Raw genomic sequence first — 17442 nt, 5'->3', positions numbered from 1 at the left:
CGAACGTCAACTCCGGCCGCGTCAACTCCGGTCGCGCCGCCCACTGATGACGCACACTCAACCCGACCAACCGGCCGAACACGCATGCCTGCGCGGCCGAATATCACCCATTGATCACCATGCGCTGCGCAGCGTAATGGCCTACCCAGTGGTAGCGGACCGTGAGCTGCCGCTTCCCGGAAGGCGTTCCGCAAGGGTCTACACCTTTTTGCGGCAAGCAGTGACACAACTCACAGGCGCACACCGCCCTTCCGGCGGTATCCGGCCGCGCACCCCCGTGCCGCAAACCTGACGTGTCGGCACCTTCACCCGCTGTAGGCAAACGGTCCGAATAGTGGGCGTTCACGTCATACGGGCAGGTCGGGCCCCCAGACTTTTCCGGCTCACCGAACGTCTCACGCAATGAACAGGCACGACCATGAGTCGGACACACACCCGGTCACCCCAGGGCTCCCCGGAAACCGGGCAGAACGACGAGTCCGTGCTCTCGCACGGCCTCAAGCAGCGTCATCTGTCGATGATCGCGCTCGGCGGCGTCATCGGCGCGGGGCTCTTCGTGGGCTCCGGAGCCGGTATCGCCGCGGCCGGGCCGGCCATCGTGCTGCTCTTCATCGGAGCCGGCGCGCTGGTCATGCTGATCATGCGGATGCTCGGCGAGATGTCCGCCGCCCGGCCCTCCACCGGCTCGTTCTCGGTGCACGCGGAGCAGGAGCTCGGCTCCTGGGCGGGGGTCACCTCGGGCTGGATGTACTGGCTGATGCTCTGTGCCGGCGTGGCCGCCGAGGCCACCGCGGCGGGCACGATCATGCACACCTGGGTGCCGTTCCTCCCCGCCTACGGCTGGGTGGCGATCTTCATGGCGTTCTTCTGCGCCAGCAACCTCACCGCGGTCAAGAACTTCGGGGAGTTCGAGTTCTGGTTCGCCGCCATCAAGGTCGCCACGATCGTGGCCTTCCTGGTGCTGGGTGTGCTGGGCATCCTCGGGGTGTTCGGCAACCCGCCCGGCACCCGCCATCTCACCGGCCACGGCGGCTTCTTCCCGACCGGCGCCGCCGGCCTCGCCGCCGGCCTGCTCACCACCATCTCCGGGTTCGCCGGACTGGAGACCGTCACCATCGCGGCGGCGGAGTCCGACCATCCGAGCCGGAACGTGGCCCGCGCCGTCCGCACCGCCGTCTGGCGCATCGCCGTCTTCTACATCGGCTCCATGGCCGTGGTCGTCACCCTGGTGCCGTGGAACAACCCGAAGGTCGCCACCCAGGGCCCGTACGTCACCGTGCTCGACCGGCTCGGCATCCCGGCCGCCGGCACGATCATGCAGATCGTGGTGCTGGTGGCGCTGCTCTCCGCGATGAACGCCAACATCTACGGCTCGTCGCGCATGGCGTACTCCCTCGTCAACCGGGGCCAGGGGCCGCGCTTCCTGAGCCGGGTCACCCGGGGCGTGCCGGCCGCGGCGGTGCTGGCCTCCTGCGCCTTCGGCTTCGCCGCCGTGATCGCCGGGATCGTCTGGCCGACCACCGTGTTCGCCTGGCTGCTGAACATCGCCGGCTGCGCGGTACTGGTCGTCTGGTCCATCGTCTGCCTCACCCAGCTGCGGATGCGCCGCCGTCTGGAGCGGGAGGCACCCGAGCTGCTCTCCGTACGGATGTGGGGCTTCCCCTACCTGACCTGGCTGGCGTTCGCCGCCATCCTCGGCATCTTCGCCGTGATGGCCGCCTCCACGGACGGCCGCCACCAGCTCGCCGGCACCGCCGCCGTGGTCGCGGCACTCGCCGCCGCCGGGCACCTCAAGCAGCGCCGGGACCGGAGGAAGGCGACCGGCGACTGAGGCCCTGAGGTCCGACCTCGCCTCCTGCCTCATGCGGGCGGCACACCGGCCTTCCGTCAGCCGCCGGGCTCGGGCTTCGGCTGATCCACGAGAGCGGCGGCACGGGTGCCCGGCCGGGGCCCGGTCCTGACGCCGCACAGTGCGAACAGGCGGCGTCCGTTCTCGTCGGGGCAGCGGTTTCCGCACTTACGCGTGCCATCGGCGCCAGCATCCCCACGAGCGACACCAGCGCGTCGCTCTCCGCACCCGCTGCCAGCCCTGCCAGTTCGGTGAGGATCTCGTGCAGCGCGGCCCGACGGGCCCCCGGCTCCACGTCGTCCAGGGCCTGGACGACGAGCTGGGGCACCTCGACCCCGCCGGCCACCTGGACGACCAGGCAGCGCGGCACCAGGTCGGACAGGGCGAGGGTGAACCAGGGCGGCAGTGCCATGCCGGCCGCGAGCAGATCCGCCAGCGCCACCCGGTCGAGCACCGCGGCGTGCGCGAGGGCCTTGCGGTGCACGGCCGGCAGCCGGGCGACGGCCGTGGACACGAGTTTCCGGGCGGAGAGCACGTCCGACGGGAGACCGGGGCGGACGAGCAGGGCCGCCGGGACGTCGGCGGTGTGCGCGAGGAAGGTGCGCAGGGCGAGCGGGTGGGAGAGCACGTCGGCCGGCAGCTGTGCGGCCAACTCCTCGGGTTCGACGGGGAGGTTCGTGCGCTCTGCCATGTGCGCGATGAAGTCGGTGCCCTCGGCACGGGACATCGGCGGCACCAGGACATGACGGACGTCGGCGGTGTCGACGAGGTGCTCGGCGGCCGTGGCCAGGACCAGGCACGTTGCCAGCCGCTGGCCGGGGCGTGGAAGGCCGACCGGTAGTCCGCCGCGGGCGGCGGCTGCCCGGCCCGTAACGCCGTCACCGCGGGCTGCGGCGGTCCGGGCGCCTCGCCGCGGATCCCGGCACACAGCCGGGTGAAGGAACGGGGTTGGTCCAGTCCGCCGCGGAAGTCGCAGTAGGTGAAGCGCTCCAGGAAGTCCAGGTGCTCCAACGCCGAGTCGGTCGCGCCCGGGAGCAACACGGGAATGACCCGTATGGGGCGCCCGCTGACCCGGGCGCTGACCGCGAGCCGGACTTCCTCCTCCTGCCACCGCCCCAGACCGTGTGCACCACACATCACGAGGCAGCACGCACTGCCGGCCAGCGCCTCGTTCTGACGCTCCTGCCAGGGCTCGCCCGCCACCAGGCACCAGTCGTCGAGGAAGACGTGGAAACCCTCCGCGTGCAGCAGCTCGGCGAGCCGGTGCACGACCGCCAGATCCTTGGCGTTGTAGCTGATGAACGCGTCATAGGCCGACGCCGCCCGACGGGCTTCGCTCTCCACCACTCCCCCATCGAACCGTGCAGGTACGACCACCGGCGTCAGCGACTGCCATCGCCTGCGCACTCCGACGCCCAGCACAGCTACCCGATTATGCCCGGCAACGGAGCAGCAGGTCATCCGTCAACGGGCGGGCACGGGCGCGGAGCGCGCGTCCGGCCCGGCCCCCGCCGGCCCCCGCCGGCCGGAAAGGCTCCTGCCCCTCACTCGCCCCAGATCTTCCGGTAGGCCTGCCGGTACCCCTCCGAGTCCCAGGACAGGGCGCCGCCGCTGTTGGTGGGGGTGGCGATGTGGACCGGCGCGACGTATCCGCTGTCCGGGGCGCCGGTGAAGGCGCGGTTGAACTCGTCGATGATCTGCCAGCCCTGTTCGGAGAGCGGCTCGGGCACGGTGGCGGCCTGGAACTGCTTGCCGTTGACGCGTTGGAACGCCGACGGGTCGCCGTCGCCGGCACCGATGTTGTAGGGGGCGCCGGCGCCGTCCTTGCCCGCGGCGCGCAGGGCGGGGGCGGCGTGCTGGAAGTACAGGTCGTTGATCGCCGCGGAGTACGTCCAGGTGCGGCCGAAACGGGACAGCAGCGAGCGGACTTCCCCGATGGAGCGCCTACTGGCGTCGGGGATGGGGATGTTGGTGTAGCTCAGCAGCTTGACGCCGGAGCAGGTGGCGAGTTCCTTCCTGATCAGGTCGGACTTGTGCTTCGCGAAGGGCACCGTGGCGTCGGTGAACAGGACGACGCCGGCGTGGCCGTGGGAGCGGGCGATGATCCAGTCGGCGCTGATCTTCGCGACGTCCTCGACCCGGGAGGTGATGTTGCTGAAGAGCTGCGGGTCCTTGCTGGGGCCGGGGGCCGCGGTGGCGTGCCAGCCGATCAGTGGAATCCCCGCCGCACGGGCCTTCTTGGCCTCCTTCGCGGCGGTGCCGGGGTCGAACCCGCTGAGGACGATGCCGTCCGGCTTGAGGGCGAGGGCCTGTTGGAAGGCGGCCCGGATGCCGCCCGGTGTGCCCTGGCCGTTGAGGGTGCGGGCGTGCCAGCCGAGGATCTTGGCGGCTTCCTGGAAGCCCTGGGCGACACCGGCGACGCCCGGATTGGTCAGGGTCTGGGCTATGTAGACGACGGTCTTGCCGTGCACGGCCCTGGGGCCGGTGGTGGGGCCCTTCCAGGGGGCGTTGACCTCCTCGGCCTTCTTGACGGCCTGCTCGGCCCGGGAGAGGACGGTGGGACAGCCGGGCTTGGCGGAGCTCTTGTCGGAGGCGGTGGCACCGGCGCCGGAATCGCAGCCGGCGGTGGCCATGACCAGGAGTGCGGCGGCGGTCACGACCGCCTTGCGGGTGGGGTGCACGGGTGTCCTCGCAGCGCAGCATGGGGGTACGGGTGGGGTGGGGGGAAGACAGGTTACGGGTGGCGGTGGTCCGTGGGGCAGCCACCTGCGGGAGATGCCCCCACCGTCGGAGATGCCGGGTATGCCGCTCGTGCCGGACCCGGTGGAATCGCGCCAGTTCGCGCCCGCCCTCTCTCCCCCTTCGCACGGTTTCGGCCCGCTTCCCGCTCCTTCGTTCCGCTTTCTGACGGGCATCGGGCGGCCGGCGGCGGGGCATTCAGCAGGGCTGTAACGGACCAAAGGTGACGAAGAGTTGAATACTGCGGGGCCTTGATGCGTCCCGTCTTGCATGCCCGTGCACAAGCGGTAGTGTTCACGGCCGGTTGACCGTGTGGCGGAATCTTTTCGCTCGCATCGAGGTGCAAACCTCGCAATCTCCGTGTTTCCCCGTCGTCACGTTGCCCGTCGTCGGCGGTCGGCAACACCACCGCCCCGGTCACCACTCAGGAGCACGTCGTAAGGAGGCCCGGGTGTCCGTGGACGCAGTGGACCCGCCGCAACACGAACCCGACCCGTCCCGGCGTTCACCGTTGCGACCGCGGTTCCGTCAGCGGGCGGACGCCCTCCTCGACCGCTGGCCGTTCCGGCGCAAGCTCAACGTCCTGGTGATCGCGCCGGTCGCGGTCGTCGGCGTGCTGCTGGGCGTCGGCGTCACCACCCAGGTGCAGAAGGCCCAGGACGCCGGCCGGAGCGAGGAGCTGGTGCGGGACAGCGAGCAGGTCACCAGGCTGATCAACGACGTACAGGCCGAACACCGGCAGGCGCTCCTGCTGTCCGTGGAGCAGGAATCGGTCCGGCCCGGCGCCGCCCTGCCGTCCACCGCGGCCTACCGCCGGACCCAGCAGGACACCGACGAGCAGGTCACCGCCGTGCACGCGGCGTTCGGACCGGGCCTGCCGAAGGACGAGGCCCGCGCCCTTGCGTACATCCGCGGTCTCACCGTCCTGCGCGACAAGGTCGAACGCGGATCGGTGCCGGCCGCCACCATCGACCCCGCGTACGCCGCCGCCGTCGGCTACCTGATCGACGGCATCGGCCTCGACCGCTACGCCGGCACCTCGTCGTCCTCGGTCACCAACCTCCTCGACACGGTGCTGCGCGCCGACGCCGCCCACGCGGCCTTCGAGAGCGGGGTGTTCTCCGCCCAGACCCGGGACGCCAACGCCCTCACCGAGTACACCCGCGCGGTCGGCGCCCACAAGCTGTACGAGGAGCAGACCGCACGCTTCGGCCGGATCGCCGACCCGGAACAGGTCCTGGCGCTCGACGGGATCGAGCGGGACGCCGAACAGAACGGCATCGAGGCCCAGTTCGCGGAGCTCCAGATCGACCCCGGCTCGCTGCAGGGCCAGACCCCGCACCAGCTGCGCAAGGCGATGGCCGCCGGAACCCGGCAGGCCGAGGCCCGCCTCGCCATCACCCGGTCACTGATCGAGCAGATCGCCACCCGGGCCGACGGCCTCTCCCGCAGCGCCCTCGACAACGCGCTGGTGATGCTCGGCCTCGCCCTCCTCGGCTTCGCCGCCTGGCTCACCTTCTCCGTCCTGGTCCGGCGCTCGGTCGTCCGTCCCCTGGCGGCCCTGACCGGCGCCGCCCAGCAGGTGGTCGACGTGGCCGGCGAGGAGCTCGCCAGGGTCGAGGACGACGACTCCGCGGACCGCACCCCGCTGCGGCCACGGCCGATCCCCGTCCCGGTCCACGACGAGATCGGCCACCTGGCCGAGGCGTTCAACCAGGTGCAGGTGACCGCCGCGGCGCTGCTGGAGCGGCAGGTGCTCAGCCGCCGCAACGTCGCCGAGATGTTCGGCAACGTCGGACGCCGCGTCAGCAACCTCACCTCGCGCCAGCTGATGCTGATCGACGCCGTGGAACGCGAGGAGACCGACCCCGACGTCCTGGAGCGGATGTACCGCATCGACCACATCGCCGTCCGCCTCCAGCGCAACGCCGACAGCCTGATGCTGCTCGCCGGCATCCGGGACCCCGAGGTGGAGGCCCGGCCGACCGGCCTGGCCAACGTCATCCGGGCCGGACTCGGCCAGATCGAGGGGTACCAGCGGGTGTCGCTGCGGGCCGAGACGGAGGTCGTGGTCGCACCCGACATCGTCGACGACCTGACGCTGATGCTCGCCGAACTGCTGGAGAACGCGGTCTCGTTCTCCCCGTCCGACACGCCCGTCGAGGTGGTCGTCCGGCCCGGCACCGACGTCACCTCGGACGGTGGGGCCCTGATCGAGGTCATCGACCACGGCCTCGGCATGAGCGCGGAACGCCTCGCCGAGGAGAACTCCCGGCTGGTCCGCCGAGAACGCCTCGACCTCGTACCGACCAAGGTCCTCGGCCTGTTCGTGGTCGGCAACCTCGCCCGGCGCTCGGGCATCCGGGTCACCCTGAGCCGGACCCCCGGCGGCGGCGTCACCGGCACCGTGTGGCTCCCCTCGGCACTGCTGCTGGCCGTGAACCCCGCCCCGGCAACGTCGCCGGCCGGGGGCACGGAACGGGCCGGGGCCGCGGACATGTCCCAGCCCGAGTCCGGGACCGTGGCCGCGAACGAGCCCGATCACGAGCCCGTGCCGCACGCCGCCGAGCCCACAGCCGACTCCGCCCCCGCCGCCACACCCCTGCCCGTGCGGGCCCTCGCCCCCGCGCCCGAACGGCAGCCGGGCGGGCCCTCGCGGGAGGGCGAGCTCCCCCGGCGCCTCCCGCGCCGCGCCACGGGCGAACCGGAGCAGACCACCCCCGCGTCCGCGCCCCGGACGGACCGGTCCGTCCGGCCGCTGCGCCGGCGGGTACGGGGTGCGACGCTCGACAAGACCACCCCGGCGGCCGACCGGACGGCGCAGACCGTGCGCCCACCCGTCGACGCCGACGCGGTCCGATCGGAACTCGACGAATTCGAGGCCGCCGTACGCAGGGCGGAGCAAGAGAGTGCGCCCGCCACGAGCGAACCGGCGCCCTCGCCACACCAGCAACCCCGGAAGGAGTCGGGCAGTGAGCACGCCGACAGGTAAGAGCGGTTCCGAGCGGGAGGAACCCACCGATCTGACAGCCGCCGCGGCCGACTTCACCTGGCTGCTGGACCGGTTCGCCACCCAGACCGCCGGTGTCGTCGACGCCATCGCGGTGTCGTCGGACGGCCTGCTGATCGCCGTTTCCCAACTGCGCGAACAGGCCGACTCCGAGCGGCTCGCGGCGATCGTGTCGGGCGTCACGAGCCTGGCCGCCGGTGCGTCCGGCAACTACGGCCTCGGCGGCCTCAACAAGGTCATCATCGACCTGGAGGGCGGCCATGTGCTGGTGTCGGCCATCGGCTGCGGTGCCGTCCTCGGCGTGGTCACCTCCAAGGAGGCGAAGCTCGGCAACATCGCCTACGAGATGACCCTCTTCGCCAACCGGGCCGGCAGCGCGCTCACCCCCCAACTGGTGCTGGAACTCAAGAAGAACGCCGGCGCCGCCCCGGCCCGCTGACCCGTCTCCCCGGCGGACGCAGGGGCGCGGGCACAGCGGAGCGGAGGGCCACGGCCGGCACTGAGTTCAGGGTCGTGGCCCGGCGCCGGAAGAGGGACCTTGCCGGCCTGACAACAGGTCATGGCCGGCACCGGAAGAGGATCACTGCGGTTGCGGGCGCTGAGAAGAGGATCATGATGGTGGCCGGTGAACCAGAACCGAACGAGTCACCGAACGAGTCGGCGGGCAGCGCCCCGGACCCGTCGGAGCCGGCCGGCCGCGCGTCCGCGATCCGGCCCTTCCTGCTGACCGCCGGCCGGGTGGCGGGGGGCGGCACCGGCCCGCCGCTCCCGGTCGAGACCCAGATCGTCGCGACCGCCTCCGGGATCTCCGTGCTGGCCTCCCTCGCCTTCGAACAACGCGACATCGTCGCCGCCTGCCGACAGCCGCAGTCGGTGGCCGAACTGGCCGCGCGGCTGCGCCTCCACCTCAACGTGGTCCGGGTGCTGGCGGAGGACCTGCGCGCCGCCGGGCATCTGGCGGTCCACGTCCCGCACGCCGGCACCACCCAGGACATCTCCGTACTGCGAAGGGTTATCGATGGTCTCCGTGCCGTCCCCGACTCACGGGACACACTCCGTGACAGCGGTTGAACCGCCGCCGGTACCGGTCAAGTTGGTCATCGCCGGCGGCTTCGGCGTCGGCAAGACCACGGCCGTGGGCGCCATCTCCGAGATCCGGCCGCTGACCACAGAGGCCGCCATCACGGAGGTCGCGGCGGGGGTGGACGACCTCTCCCACACCCCCGGGAAGACGACGACCACGGTCGCCATGGACTTCGGCTGCATCACCATCGACCCGACGCTGAAGCTCTACCTGTTCGGCACCCCGGGCCAGGACCGGTTCGGCTTCATGTGGGACGACGTGGTCGAGGGCGCCCTCGGCGGCCTGGTGATCGTGGACACCCGCCGGCTCGACGACTGTTACGCCGCGGTCGACTACTTCGAGCACAAGAGCATCCCGTTCGCCGTCGCCGTCAACGCCTTCGACGGCGAGGTCCACCACGACCTCGACGAGGTGCGCTGGGCCCTGGACGTCTCCGACCACGTCCCCCTCATCGTCTTCGACGCCCGCACCACCGGCTCGGTCCGGGACGCCCTCCTGGTCGTACTGGAGGTCGCCCTCTCACGGGCGGAGGGCGCGACGGGGGGCTGATCCGGGGGCGGGCGCCCCCGGAAACTGGTCCGGGGCCCCGGCCGGGCCCGCTCCCGCGTCACGGGCCCCGTCTCTCTGCCGCCGCCCCTCACCCGAGGAAGCTCAACCGCAACCTGCCGGGTCGGGTTGTCGAGGTTCGTGTCCGCGAAACTCCGTTAAAACAACCACTACCTGTACCTCACACACGTATCCAGCACGCCGCCGGGTCGACTGGCGGAGGTCCGGGCACGGGATACGACTTGCGGCAGCCTCATCGTTGCTTTAGATACGGCGCGAGGTGGTGCAGGCGCGTGTGGTAGTCGGGATGCGAGGACAGGAGCTTTCCCAAGAGGCCCTGTCTGCGGCCACGAACTGGGGTTCTCGTGCCCATCGCAGCCGTTTTACCGCACCCGGACAGGGCGGAAGCCGTCACGGATCCACTTTCCCGATCCACCGCCTGCATCATGTGCAACACCTCGGCGAGCATCGGCCCGAAGCCGGCCGCTGCCGCATGGTGATCCGCCCGTACTTCGGCCCGGCGGGTCACGGCGGCAAGCAGATACGGGGCAGCGGCCAGCGTCAGAATGACGTACCAGTACTCCAGCGCCACCAGCAGAACGGCGGCGCCCGCCACCAGAAGCAGCGCTGCCGCCCAGAGGCCCATGCGCCCACGCCCGATGTCGGCGACAAGCCGCATCAGCCTCCGCACAACAGCCCACGCAAGACGTCCGGGAACCGCATACCACTGCCCCAGGAGCGAGGACCATGCATGGCCGCGGACGTGGTGCCCCAGTTCATGAGCGAGTACCGCGGCCAGCTGGCCATCGGACAGACGCTCCAGCGAAAACCGGGTAACGCCCACGATGTGGCCTGCCGCGGCCAGCGCGTTCAAATGATCGCTGTCCTCGATCCACAGCTCGTATGCGCGACCCTCGACACCCGCCCGTGCGGTGACTGCCCGCCACAGTGGTTCCAGTCGGCTCAGTTCCCGTGGGGTGGGGTGACGAAGGTTCAGCAGATGGCGGGCGAAGGCTCTCTCCGTGGGCCGGTGAAACGCCATGGCCCCCGAAGCAAGCCAGAGCAAGCCCCCCAGCCAGGCCATGTCAGGGAGCAGGAGCTGAGAGAGCACTACAACGATCGCCAGGCTTGCGAGGAACGAAGGCAACTGCAGCAGCAGTTGGACTATGGCCGTAACATCGATACTCCGCTGCCGTTTGGCGAGATGCACACGCCCACGGTGGCCGAAGTCCTCGTGCGGCTCACGCTTCCCGGGGCCGGGACCGGAGTGGCCCTCCGGCTTGCCGCCATGGCGAGCGGCATCGTACTGCGTCGCGCTGCCCGGGTACGGCGGTGGTGGCGGGATCGTCTCGTTCGGACAGTGCCGGGACGGAAAGGCCACAGCAGCCGGATAGGCCGGAGGATCGGGCAGGAAAGTGCGGCCGGGGTGGGCGGGGTCGGGAGGAGCGGTCATGGTAGCTACCTGTCTAGGCGTACGGCCCGGTTCGTGAAGACGCAGTAAGTGACAAGCCGGTGCGGTGCGTTCAGCCGATTAGTTGTGCGATGGCCAGAAGCACCACTCCCGTGCAATAGGCGGCCAGGCCTGTCCGGATCCACCAGTGCTTGGCACCGACGATGCGGCTGTTCTGGGCCAGCGCCTCGAGTACCCCATCGGCCTGGTTTGCCTCGGTGATGGCGAGGGCCTCGGCGAGCCGACCGCCCTCCGCGGCCCGGCGGATGTCGTCGAAGTACGTCAACGGCCGCTCCGGAGACCACCGGCTGGTGCCGTACCGGGGCAGGACGGCGAGGAGCAGGCACCCCAGCGCCCCTGCCAGAGCGGCCATGGCCACCCACAGCAGCACACTCCCGGGGACCGAGAGCCCCGATAAAGACCATCCGTGGGCCGCGACCAGGCCACCGAGCAGACTCACAGTCATGCTCATGACCCCTAAAAGCAGAGACGCCTTACTGTCCGCACGGGCCGTCTCGGAGCGCAGCTCTGCAAGCAGACGGGCTCCCACGGCCGGGACTTCCGCCCCGCAGCCGCTCATCGCTCCTCCTCGGCGCTGTTGGCGGACGCCTCGTCCCTATGCTTGTGGAAGTGCACCGGGGTGCCGGTGGGCCCTCCCCAGGGCAGGGAGTCCGGTGCAGGAGGAGCAGAAGCAATACCGGGCAGGTTGTGGGCGAGGAGCCCCTCAAGGATCTCCACGGCCTGTTTGTTCAGGCCCGCACGCTGGTAGTCCTCCGGATTCCCCTCCTTCAACACCTGAAGGGCGACGTCGGACTGACTTCGGATCAGGTTCAGTTGGTCCCTCTGCAGGTTTTCCATCACCAGCCGGGAATCCTCCGGATGCTGAGCCAGGTGCAGGGCCCACATCGCCACGCCGCCGTGCTGGAGGTAGTACTCGTAGTAGCGGATCTTCTCCGCTTCCAACTGCCGCGCTTCCTCATCCTGGCGGCCCTGCAGCATGACCAGTTCGTGATCGCGCTGGGCCCGCTCCACATCCCGCTCCGCCCTGAGCCGGTCCTCCCGCATTTCCAAGTCGTGTGACATGCATAGCTGTTCGTCGGCGTACCGGAGTCGGCGTAGCTCCCGCTGGTGAGCAATAGCCGCGTCATCCAACCTGAGCCGCACGGCACACGACGTGCGCAGCCCGACCTCATCCGCCAACTCGCCCACCCTGGCGAGCACCTGGTACAGGGCGCGTTCGGCATCCGCACTCCGGTCGATCGGAAAGCCACGGCTGATCGGGTACATCAGCTGCTCCAGCCGGCGCCTCAGGAGAGCGGGCACGTCCCGTTCTCCGCTGGCCACGAACTTTTGCGGCTGGGAGACTTGCCAGGTCAGCTCTATCTCGGCGGTGAAGTCGAAGGCGTCGTTGTCGCTCGGCAGCAGCAGCGACAACGTGCACGCGTGCACCCCCATGTCGAGTTCGTAGACCGCGGTGTACCGCCTGGTGGCGAACAGAGGGCGCGCCGGCCGATGAGGTGGCAGGTAGACATCGAACTCCCCTTTGTCCGTGGTGAAGAGCAGCGCATTGTCGATCCGGCTGTAACCCCTGCGGTGGTCGAACCGGGACAACTGGCGCACGGTCAATACCGGGTCGACCAGCTCACTGTGCCGGTTCGCACCCTGGTCCCAGTCGGGCTCGCGGCGGATGTCCACCATGGTTCCTCTCTCCTCACTCAGCGGTAATCGGGAATTTCGCGGCCCCGCGGCCGCAGACGAGAGGCGGCGCCTTACAGCACAGCCATCAGACGGTGGGCCACCGCGGGCGGGCCGTCCCCGCGCCGGTCGCGCAGTGTCCCGAGCATGTGATCGAGGCGCTTACGGTCCTCGTCGGAGGCGACAAGCGTCGGAAGCAGCATCGCCAGTTCCCGCTCGGCCTGCGGATCGCCGTTCGCCTCGAGAACCCATCCGGCCAGGGCCTTCAACGCATCGGATGTGTACCGCAGATCGCCCAGGGCGGTCTGCCAGAGCAGGGACAGCCGCCGTGCGTCCTCGGTCAGGCCGCTTGAGGCGGCATCCGCGTGCCACCGCAGCAACAGCCGACTGTCGGCGCGCGCGCAGGCCAGGACAAACGCGTGCAGCGTCAGGCAACGGCCGGCAGGCCCGTCCCGGAGGAGTTCGACCAGGCCCTGTAGCACCCGGCTGCGCACCGATGCCGATTCGTCGCTCAGCAGCAGGGCGGCGGACTCGGCGATGTGCTCCGCCTCCTGCTCGTCATCCCCAGTGCGAGCGGCTTTCGCCAACGCCTGCAGCGCTTCGTCGGGCATCCTCGGGCCCACCAGGGCGTAGGCCCGGATGGCTGTCCAGCGAAGCCGTGGTCCGGCCTCCTCCTCGCACCAGGAACGCAGGATCGGCGGGATGTTCGGGGCACCGACGGCGTGCGCCGTCGCGAGGGCGTTGGCGGCGACGAGGCAGTCGCGGTAGAGCTTCGACTTCGCCCAGCCCTCGATGAGCAGGGCCATCGCCGACGGCAAGTCGGTCTGGGCGAGCACCGCGGCGGTCACTGCCGCGCGGGTTCGCACCAGCGGCCGGCCGTCCTGTGCGAGCTTCCGGAGCCACGCGAGCAGAGCAGGCCGCGCGGAGGGGTGGCTCGTCCAGACCTCGCGGAGGACCTCGACCGAGGCTCGGGGCTCCTGGAAGCGGGCCACGCGCTGGCGCACGGGGCCCCACTCGGTGTGCTCCTCCTTCCAGTACTCGACAGCTCGGGCCAGGCGCAGGCGTTTGGTGATGGACGTCCCGAAGATGCCGACCCTGGGCTCCCTCCCTGCGTCCTCCGTTCTCTGGAACTCCGCGTACAGGGTGTCGCTGAGCTCAGCGGTCAGGGCGTAGGCGGCCTCGTCGAACGCTGCCAGGGAGATGAGGAACGCCTTGTCCCGGAGCTGGGTTTCGTCGCCCCCGAACCATTCCCGGACCTGCTCCCGGACCAGTCTCGGGCCGACGCTCGCCAGCTCCTCCCGAGTAGTCGTCCCGTCCGCGTGTCCGGCCAGTGCCTTCGCGAACGCCGCCGCCTCCCGCAGCTGGTGATCGTCCCGGTCGAGGAACTCCTGGGAGAGTTCCAGAGCCAACAGCTCCCGCTCCCTTCGCGGGTCGTCCACCAGGGCGTGCAGGTGCGACCGGAGCACAGCCTGGGGCGATGGCGGCACCCATGGGACGGGGTCGACGCCCCGCAGGGTCGCGAACAGGTCGACAGTGATGACCAGATAGGCGTCCTTCTCCCGGAGTGCGTCTCGCAGGGCCCACAGGTCGATGTCGCGCAGTGGATTCTCCCTGCCCGTCACCAGGTCGCTCACGAGGTAGCCGTGCGAATCGCTGTTCACCTCGTCCTTCAGCGCGGTCGGTGGGGTGTTGGGGTCGACGGCGCGTACAGGCACGGCGTCCAGGGAGCGCAGCAGCATCAGGGCAGCGCTGCGGCGGCCGGTGAAGGGCGCGCCGTACAGCACGAGTACCCGCTTCTCGCGCAACTGGTCGCGCAGGGGGTGCACGAGCTCCTCGTACCCGGCGAACTCGATGGACAGTTGGTCGAGTTCGGACGAGGGGATGTCTCCGGAGGTGTGGGTGGCGGCGCCGAAACGGTAGTGGTGCTCCACCTTCGTGCCGAGAACGACGTCGCCCGCGACGCTGCCCCCGCTGACCCCGGTCTGGTCGCCGCCTACCAGGCTGCCGCTGACCGCGGCAGGTACATGCTCGTACAGCTCACGCCGCGCTGCCCAGGGGTCCTGCGGGCGGTCGTCCTCCGCCTCCGTGTGCTCGTCGTTCGTCTGCTCTTGTTGATCGCCCCCCGGGGCGGGCTCGTCCTGGGAGCGATCCGTCTGCTTGTCACCAGGCTGCTCGCTCACGCCTGCTCGCTCCGGCCCTCGTGCCGGACGGAGCCCAAGACCACGTCCCCGGCGACGTGGCCGCCGCTGACCCCGGTTTGATCGCCATTGATCTGGCTGCCGCCGACCGACACGGTCCCGCCGTTGAACGCGAATGCTGCCCCGGCGCTCGTAGGCACTGAGACGGGCGCCGCGGGAGCCTGCTTCGCGGCATCGTTGTGCATACCCCCGCCGCCGCGCCCGGCGGGCGCGGGTCCCGGGGCAGGGACGGTGGTGACATGCGGAAGCGGACCGTGCAGCCACAGGTCGAGCCTGTCCTTCTTCACGGACGCCGTGGCGTGGTGGAACTCCTCCGGGCGCAGTCCGCGGTGTCCGTGGCGGACCACTCCTTCGTAGACGGGAGACGACACCCCCAGCACACAGTCCGCGTCCCGCTGTGCGAGCCCTTCGCGCAGGGCGTCGGCATCGAGCAGCCGGCAGGCCTGGTTGAGGTCGTGGCCGATGAGCCCGCCGACCGTGCCCTGCTTCGGGTCGAAGGCGACCTCCCCTGCGGCCAGTACCATCCGCAGCCGCATCTGGGCACTGCTCGATGCCAGCCGGTTGTACTGGCACAATGCATCCGGAGTGGTCGTCAACAGGGCCCGGAGGAGCACAGTTTTCGGGATGTCGGCGCTGACCAGCACGATCAGGCCGTCCCCGCGGTCCTCGCGGTACTGCATGTTCCTCTCGACACCCGCCTCAGCCAGGGTGTCCTCCACCACGTTGTGCAGTTCCCGGCGCAGGCAGGCCTGCACCACATTGCCCCGTCGGCTGAAGTCCTCGATGTCCAGCAGCAGAATGGTGCGGTTGACGGGTTCTGTCAGGGCCAGAGTCATGGGTGCCTCTCGGACGGTCGGGCTCAGTCCGGAGCACTATCTCGTAGGGGTCTGACAGTGGAAAAGGAACTGCTACACACAGCGTCTGTAGCCGATGGCACACAACTTGCCCCGACTGCAAGGCCGTCGACTATTCGCCGCTGCCAATCCGGCGCAGCAGGTCCGGGCGGACGATGACCAGTCCTCTGCGGCTGGTGCGGACGATGTCGCGTTCCCGCAGCTCTTTCAGAAGCCGGGCCACCGCCTCGCGGGAGGCTCCGACCGCGCCTGCCAGCTCGTGCTGGCTGAGACCGGTGGTCAGGCGCACCCCCTCCGCATCCTGCACCCCGTGTGTGCGCGACAGCTCCAGGATCAGGAGCGACAACCGCTCACGAACCCCGAGCGCTCCTTGCTCCACGCGTCGCCGGTCGCTGGCCTGTGTCCGGTCCCCAATGAGGCTGAGCAGTTGGAGGGCAGTAGCCGGGAAATCCGCGAGATGGTCCAGGAATCTGCCACGCTCGATCGTGACGGCCTCGACCTTTCCGAGTGCGGCGACCGTCGCCGAGCGCGAGCGGCCGCTGACTGCGGAGGCCTCACCGACGATGTCGCCCGGCCCCCGCAGGGCGAGCAGAGCTTCGTAGCCATTGGCCGCGGAGTGAATGACCTTGGTCCAGCCAGCGAGGATGACCATCACGTGGGTGGACGGTTCGTCCTGATGCACCAGTACGGACCGCGGGCTGTACTTCATGGGCCGGCCCAGCTCCAGCAGCGCGACCCGCTCCTGGTGCTCCAACCGCGCCAGGAAAGGAACTTGGTCGTCGAGCCTGCTGGCTCGTGACGGCGTCATGGGCTCGGACTCCGCGGGGACAGCCGCTAGCCTTGGCTGCCCCGACACAGGGTTAACCACGCCGTCGGCATCCACCCGCACTCCCCAAAGCCGCGTCACTCCACGGTACTTCAGTGACGTCTTCCTTTCACACCCTGCGCATCCAGCCACGAACCAGGGCACCCCAGTTGAGCGCGTCCTCCTGGCACCGACAAAGACGTGCACGTGGGCAGGTAGGACACCGTCGGCGTCGACCCCACCATGCCCACCATGCAAATCGGCACAACGAGCGTCCGGCCCCCAGCCGTGGCTCCCGAGAGCGCACAAGAGCCGGCACCCAGACCAGGCCAGGTAGGAATGACCTGCCCAAGGTCACCCCAGGAAGCTCAGCCTCACCTTTCGGTCCAGATTGTCACCGTTCGTGTCCACCAGGCAGACGGACTGCCAGGTGCCGAGGGCCATGCGGCCGGCGATGACCGGGAGGGTGGCGTGCGGGGGGACCAGGGCCGGGAGGACGTGGTCCCGGCCGTGGCCGGGGCTGCCGTGGCGGTGGCGCCAGCGGTCGTCGGCGGGAAGCAGGTCGTGCAGGGCGGCGAGGAGGTCCTCGTCGCTGCCGGCGCCGGTTTCGAGTACGGCGATGCCGGCCGTCGCGTGCGGGACGAAGACGTTGAGCAGGCCGTCACGGCCGTCCGCGGCGTCCCGGAGGAAGGCGGCGCAGTCGGCGGTGAGGTCGGCGACGGTCTCCGTCGAGCCGGTGGTGATGTCCAGGGTGCGGCTGGTGAATGCAGAGCTCATGCGTTCATCTTCGTACGGGACGGACGCCCTGGTCCGCAAGGTGGCGGGCGCGGTTGGCAATGTCGTTTCAACACCGCGGAAACAACGGTCCACCACCCGAGACGACGTTTGACCCCTCTCCGAGCGCACCGCTACGTTCAGCAACATGTCTTCTTCACCTCTCCTCACCACGCGCGGTCATATCGACCTGCTGCGGGTGGCATCCGCCGCGTGTCAGCGCGGTGCGGCCGGGTGTTGTTGACGCCTCCGTCTCTTCGGGCTCGCCGAGCTCTCCGGGCGCGAGGGTTTTGAGGTCTTCTCAGGTCTCTTCATGGCCGGCCTTCTTCTTCCGGGCTCCGATTCCGGGCTCCGGCTGAACGCTGTGTGGTCACGGTCTGCGCTCTGCCTGAGCTCCGTGTGAGGTCTGACGTGAGGTCTGACGTGAGGTCTGTCTGA

At 70.0% G+C, this 17442-nt stretch carries 16 protein-coding genes and 1 pseudogene; 7 read left to right on the top strand and 10 right to left on the bottom strand.

What is annotated here, in order from left to right:
* Positions 1-418: 418 nt before the first annotated feature.
* A complete protein-coding gene (locus V2J85_RS12840) occupies positions 419-1831 on the top strand; it encodes an amino acid permease (RefSeq protein ID WP_330821637.1) in 1413 nt (470 codons plus the stop codon).
* On the opposite strand, the gene V2J85_RS12835 is transcribed toward V2J85_RS12840, so the two are convergent.
* Positions 1791-2540 carry a hypothetical protein gene (locus tag V2J85_RS12835; RefSeq protein ID WP_330821636.1) on the bottom strand — a complete coding sequence of 250 codons (750 nt, stop codon included), beginning with the start codon at positions 2538-2540 and terminating at the stop codon, positions 1791-1793. The genes V2J85_RS12840 and V2J85_RS12835 overlap by 41 nt on opposite strands.
* Between V2J85_RS12835 and V2J85_RS12830 the strand changes: the two genes are divergently transcribed.
* On the top strand, positions 2541-2690 hold the full coding sequence (locus V2J85_RS12830; RefSeq protein WP_261954560.1) for a hypothetical protein: 150 nt from the start codon (positions 2541-2543) through the stop codon (positions 2688-2690). It begins immediately after the preceding gene.
* 98 nt (positions 2691-2788) lie between these two features.
* Here V2J85_RS12830 and V2J85_RS41295 read toward each other — a convergent pair.
* Together V2J85_RS41295 and V2J85_RS12825 are read right to left on the bottom strand one after the other, a co-directional pair.
* Positions 2789-3310 (bottom strand): annotated as a pseudogene (locus V2J85_RS41295) (toll/interleukin-1 receptor domain-containing protein); the annotation flags it as partial.
* An 83-nt stretch (positions 3311-3393) separates the two neighbouring features.
* On the bottom strand, positions 3394-4530 hold the full coding sequence (locus V2J85_RS12825) for a substrate-binding domain-containing protein (protein WP_261954561.1): 1137 nt from the start codon (positions 4528-4530) through the stop codon (positions 3394-3396).
* 509 nt (positions 4531-5039) lie between these two features.
* On the opposite strand from V2J85_RS12825, the gene V2J85_RS12820 reads away from it, so the two are divergent.
* The 4 genes from V2J85_RS12820 to V2J85_RS12805 all read left to right on the top strand — a co-directional run bounded on the left by V2J85_RS12820 (position 5040) and on the right by V2J85_RS12805 (position 9231).
* The gene (locus V2J85_RS12820; protein WP_410011233.1) at positions 5040-7580 is read left to right on the top strand and encodes an ATP-binding protein; all 2541 of its coding nucleotides are present in this window, start codon (positions 5040-5042) and stop codon (positions 7578-7580) included.
* Positions 7561-8037 (top strand): roadblock/LC7 domain-containing protein, encoded by a 477-nt coding sequence (locus V2J85_RS12815; RefSeq protein WP_261954562.1) that lies wholly within the window; start codon positions 7561-7563, stop codon positions 8035-8037. The genes V2J85_RS12820 and V2J85_RS12815 overlap by 20 nt, the downstream gene beginning before the upstream one ends.
* 173 nt (positions 8038-8210) lie before the next feature.
* Complete coding sequence (locus V2J85_RS12810) at positions 8211-8669, top strand: DUF742 domain-containing protein (protein WP_261954563.1); 459 nt, start codon at positions 8211-8213, stop codon at positions 8667-8669.
* Positions 8617-9231 carry a GTP-binding protein gene (locus tag V2J85_RS12805; protein WP_261954564.1) on the top strand — a complete coding sequence of 205 codons (615 nt, stop codon included), beginning with the start codon at positions 8617-8619 and terminating at the stop codon, positions 9229-9231. The genes V2J85_RS12810 and V2J85_RS12805 overlap by 53 nt, the downstream gene beginning before the upstream one ends.
* 250 nt (positions 9232-9481) lie before the next feature.
* Here V2J85_RS12805 and V2J85_RS12800 read toward each other — a convergent pair whose 3' ends face one another.
* The 7 genes from V2J85_RS12800 to V2J85_RS12770 all read right to left on the bottom strand — a co-directional run bounded on the left by V2J85_RS12800 (position 9482) and on the right by V2J85_RS12770 (position 17007).
* Positions 9482-10681, bottom strand: a complete 1200-nt coding sequence (locus tag V2J85_RS12800) for a M48 family metalloprotease (RefSeq protein WP_330821635.1) — start codon at positions 10679-10681, stop codon at positions 9482-9484.
* Between the two features lie 70 nt (positions 10682-10751).
* Positions 10752-11258 (bottom strand): Pycsar system effector family protein, encoded by a 507-nt coding sequence (locus V2J85_RS12795; RefSeq protein WP_474064959.1) that lies wholly within the window; start codon positions 11256-11258, stop codon positions 10752-10754.
* Entirely contained in the window at positions 11255-12376 is a 1122-nt protein-coding gene (locus V2J85_RS12790) for a PE-PGRS family protein (RefSeq protein WP_330821633.1), read from the bottom strand. The genes V2J85_RS12795 and V2J85_RS12790 overlap by 4 nt, the downstream gene beginning before the upstream one ends.
* Positions 12377-12447: 71 nt before the next feature.
* Positions 12448-14553 (bottom strand): hypothetical protein, encoded by a 2106-nt coding sequence (locus V2J85_RS12785; RefSeq protein ID WP_330821632.1) that lies wholly within the window; start codon positions 14551-14553, stop codon positions 12448-12450.
* Positions 14550-15407 carry a hypothetical protein gene (locus V2J85_RS12780; RefSeq protein WP_330821631.1) on the bottom strand — a complete coding sequence of 286 codons (858 nt, stop codon included), beginning with the start codon at positions 15405-15407 and terminating at the stop codon, positions 14550-14552. The genes V2J85_RS12785 and V2J85_RS12780 overlap by 4 nt, the downstream gene beginning before the upstream one ends.
* 130 nt (positions 15408-15537) lie before the next feature.
* Positions 15538-16233 (bottom strand): Crp/Fnr family transcriptional regulator, encoded by a 696-nt coding sequence (locus tag V2J85_RS12775; protein WP_330821630.1) that lies wholly within the window; start codon positions 16231-16233, stop codon positions 15538-15540.
* Between the two features lie 351 nt (positions 16234-16584).
* Positions 16585-17007 (bottom strand): YjbQ family protein, encoded by a 423-nt coding sequence (locus tag V2J85_RS12770; RefSeq protein ID WP_261954565.1) that lies wholly within the window; start codon positions 17005-17007, stop codon positions 16585-16587.
* 145 nt (positions 17008-17152) lie between these two features.
* On the opposite strand from V2J85_RS12770, the gene V2J85_RS41290 reads away from it, so the two are divergent.
* Positions 17153-17248, top strand: a complete 96-nt coding sequence (locus V2J85_RS41290) for a putative leader peptide (protein WP_410011234.1) — start codon at positions 17153-17155, stop codon at positions 17246-17248.
* Positions 17249-17442: the final 194 nt, after the last annotated feature.

The organism is Streptomyces bugieae (assembly GCF_036352915.1).
Lineage (GTDB): Bacteria > Actinomycetota > Actinomycetes > Streptomycetales > Streptomycetaceae > Streptomyces > Streptomyces endophytica.
This window is presented reverse-complemented; position numbering and strand designations above follow the sequence as displayed.